This window comes from Helicobacter sp. 12S02634-8 (assembly GCF_002272865.1).
Classification (GTDB): domain Bacteria; phylum Campylobacterota; class Campylobacteria; order Campylobacterales; family Helicobacteraceae; genus Helicobacter_J.
This window is the reverse complement of record NZ_MLAP01000031.1, coordinates 1-3,114: the sequence shown is the minus strand read 5'-3', so window position 1 is coordinate 3,114 and position 3,114 is coordinate 1. Positions and strand designations below refer to the sequence as shown.

Below are 3,114 nucleotides of genomic sequence, written 5' to 3'. Positions count from 1 at the left end.
CTATCCCTTTGCTCAAATATCTCTTTTCTTATAAAAAATCTCTCAAGCAAACTCAAGAGATCATTATCATCATCACACCTAAAATCATCACTGCAGCCAATGGTTTTAAAGAGATAGAATATCAAGGGTATAGAGAGTATCAAGAGGGGGAATATAAAGAGCAAGAGTATCAAAAACAAGAATATAAAGAAACTAAACATCAAGAAAAAAACAAAGAGTATGGAAAACAAGAATATCAAGGAAGAGAATATCAAAAAACTAAATATCAAGAGCCTAACAAATATCAAGAATATCAAAGACAAGAGAGGGAAAGCTGAGATGGGGAGAGGGTGGGGAAATCAAAACCCCTAGATAAAAAATAAAATATTTAATTTATTCTGAAAAAGCCCCATAAGACATCAGTTTTTGGTAACGTTTCTGGACATAATCCCTATCTTTTTTGATACCCTCTAAACTGGAGAGAAAATACTTTTTGATAGCATTGGCAGCATATGCTTTATCACGATGTGCCCCTCTGCTTGGCTCTAAAATAATATCATCAATCAAATTGGCTTGCTTGAGCGCATCGGGGGTGATTTTCATTGCTTTAGTCGCAGATTCAATTTTACTCGGATCGTTCCATAAAATTGCCGCACAGCCCTCAGGAGAAATGACACTAAACACAGAATACTGCATCATCGCAAGCCGATCGGCCACAGCAATTGCTAAAGCACCTCCACTCCCACCCTCACCGATCACAACTGCAATCGTTGGGGTCTTGAGTGCTGCAAAATCCTGCAGATTCTTAGCAATCGCCTCGCTCTGCCCTCTCTCCTCTGCCCCTAATCCAGGATAAGCACCTGCAGTATCTACAAGCATCAAAATAGGAATATCAAATTTTTCAGCAAATTTCGCAGCTTTCAACGCCTTGCGATAGCCCTCTGGATTGGGCATACCAAAATTACGCATCAATTTATTCTTAGTGCCGCGTCCTTTCTCTTCTCCAATGACTAGCACAGATTGCTCCTCAATCTTGCCTAAAAAGCAAACAATGGCTTTGTCATCGCTAAAATGCCTATCTCCTGATATTTCATAGCCATCTTTCAATATCAAATCAATATAATCCATCGCATAAGGCCTATCGGGGTGGCGCGCAAGCTGGAGTTTTTGGTAATCGCTCATATTTGAATACACAGAGCGCACTTCTTTCTCAAGCTCGATCTCTAAAATATCCTTTGCTGCCTCATCACCACGGATAATGGCCATCTCTATTTCATCTTGGATACTCTTGATTTTTTGTTCAAAATCCAGATAAGTCGCCACTTCTATCTCTGTATCATACTTTTTTGAATATCACGACACCATTAGTGCCACCAAAGCCAAAGGAATTGCTCATCACAGTTTCAATCTTAGCCTCTCTGGCAACATTGGGAATATAATCAAGATCGCACTCAGGGTCAGGGGTTTCTTGGTTGATTGTAGGAGGCAAGATACCTTGCTGCATTGCCATGATGGATATCACAGCCTCAATAGCCCCTGCAGCCCCCAAGCAATGCCCGATCTGCCCCTTTGTAGAGCTCACAGGTGGGACATTTTGCTTCCCACCAAAGGTATTGCGTAATGCCATTGTTTCAAACAAGTCATTATACCCCGTGCTTGTCCCGTGTGCATTGATATATCCAATCCCCACGCCTGCCATCTTCAAAGCAGCTTTCATTGCCCTCGATGCGCCCTCGCCCTCAGGAGCAGGAGTCGTCATATGGTTAGCATCGCCACTCTCGCCAAAGCCGATAAGCTCTGCATAGATTGTTGCTCCTCTTGCACGCGCACTTTCATAGTCTTCTAACACCAAAGCACCAGCACCCTCGCCCATCACAAAGCCATCTCTGTCTTTGTCAAAAGGTCGTGATGCCCTCAAAGGGTCATCATTTCTACTTGAGAGGGCTTTCATCGCTGCAAACCCTCCAATCCCCACGGGGCAAATCGTAGATTCTGAGCCAATCACTAGCATTCTATCAGCGCCATTGAGGATAATTGTCTTTGCTGCTTCAATGATGGCGTGTGTCCCCGCTGCACAAGCAGTCACGCTCGATAGATTGGGCCCTTTGATACCAAACTCTATAGAGGTAAAGCCCCCAAGCATATTCACCAAAGCCGATGGGATAAAAAATGGTGTGATTTTTCTAGGACCTTTTTCAAAGCAAGTGATAGAATTTTTCTCAATATTCCCTAGGCCACCAATCCCCGCAGCTGAGCTCACGCCAAACCGATCAGCGATAGCTGCATCGCACTTGCCTGAGGCATCTAAAAGCCCACTTTCAAGCATAGCTTCTTTAGAAGCCTTCAAAGCAAGCTGTATGAAACGATCGGCCTTTTTGACTTCTTTAGGATTCATCACCTCATTGGGGTCAAAATCTGTGATTTCTGCAGCGATCTGCACGGGAAAATCATCTGCATCAAAACAGGTAATTCTTTTAACCCCACATTTTCCACCTACAATAGATTTAAAAGAATCCCCTTTGTTTAGCCCTAATGAATTGATCATTCCTAAGCCCGTTACAACAACCCGACGCACATACACTCCTTATAATAACGATTCAGACTAGAAAAGCTCCCGTTATGGAGCTGATTATTTTTTGTTGTCCTCAATAAACTTCACTACATCGCCCACTGTCAAAATCTTTTCAGCTTGCTCATCAGGAATCTCGATTCCAAATTTTTCTTCTAATGCCATTACAAGCTCGACAACATCGAGAGAATCAGCACCCAAATCTTTTACGAACTCAGCCTCTAATTTTACTTGATTGGCATCCACATTGAGTTGCTCAACCACCACAGCTTGTATATCATCAAATAAAGCCATCTTATCTCCTTCATAAATTTTCGATTAGAAACTCTAATTCTAACAAAATTTTAATAAAAAAAAATTAAAAATTAAAAATTACTAGAAACAAGTCCAATGCAAATCCACCCAAAGCACGATTCAAATCAGACAGACAAACCTCCCCCCCCTCCCCCATTTAAGTGCAACATAAAATTTATTTTGATAGAATACATATCATTTAGTATGCTTTGATTTATCTTTAAGATAGAATCTTGCTCTATCTTGTGCCATAACTATTTTGCCTTGTTTGG

General features: G+C 41.6%; 3 protein-coding genes and 1 pseudogene. 1 reads left to right on the top strand and 3 read right to left on the bottom strand.

The window, feature by feature from the left end:
- Positions 1–317: pseudogene (locus tag BKH46_RS09600) on the top strand (hypothetical protein); the annotation flags it as partial.
- Between the two features lie 55 nt (positions 318–372).
- Here BKH46_RS09600 and accA read toward each other — a convergent pair.
- Genes accA through acpP form a run of 3 tightly spaced genes read right to left on the bottom strand, consistent with a single transcriptional unit; the run spans position 373 to position 2,842 of the window.
- The gene (accA, locus tag BKH46_RS09130) at positions 373–1,302 is read right to left on the bottom strand and encodes an acetyl-CoA carboxylase carboxyl transferase subunit alpha (protein ID WP_095226520.1); all 930 of its coding nucleotides are present in this window, start codon (positions 1,300–1,302) and stop codon (positions 373–375) included.
- A 13-nt stretch (positions 1,303–1,315) separates the two neighbouring features.
- On the bottom strand, positions 1,316–2,554 hold the full coding sequence (locus BKH46_RS09125) for a beta-ketoacyl-ACP synthase II (RefSeq protein WP_095226519.1): 1,239 nt from the start codon (positions 2,552–2,554) through the stop codon (positions 1,316–1,318).
- 54 nt (positions 2,555–2,608) lie between these two features.
- The gene (gene acpP / locus BKH46_RS09120) at positions 2,609–2,842 is read right to left on the bottom strand and encodes an acyl carrier protein (protein ID WP_095226518.1); all 234 of its coding nucleotides are present in this window, start codon (positions 2,840–2,842) and stop codon (positions 2,609–2,611) included.
- Positions 2,843–3,114: the final 272 nt, after the last annotated feature.

Coding starts and splice junctions, on each gene's coding strand:
- acpP (WP_095226518.1), bottom strand. CDS start 2,842: ATGGCTTTATTTGATGATATACAAGCTGTGGTGGTTGAGCAACTCAAT.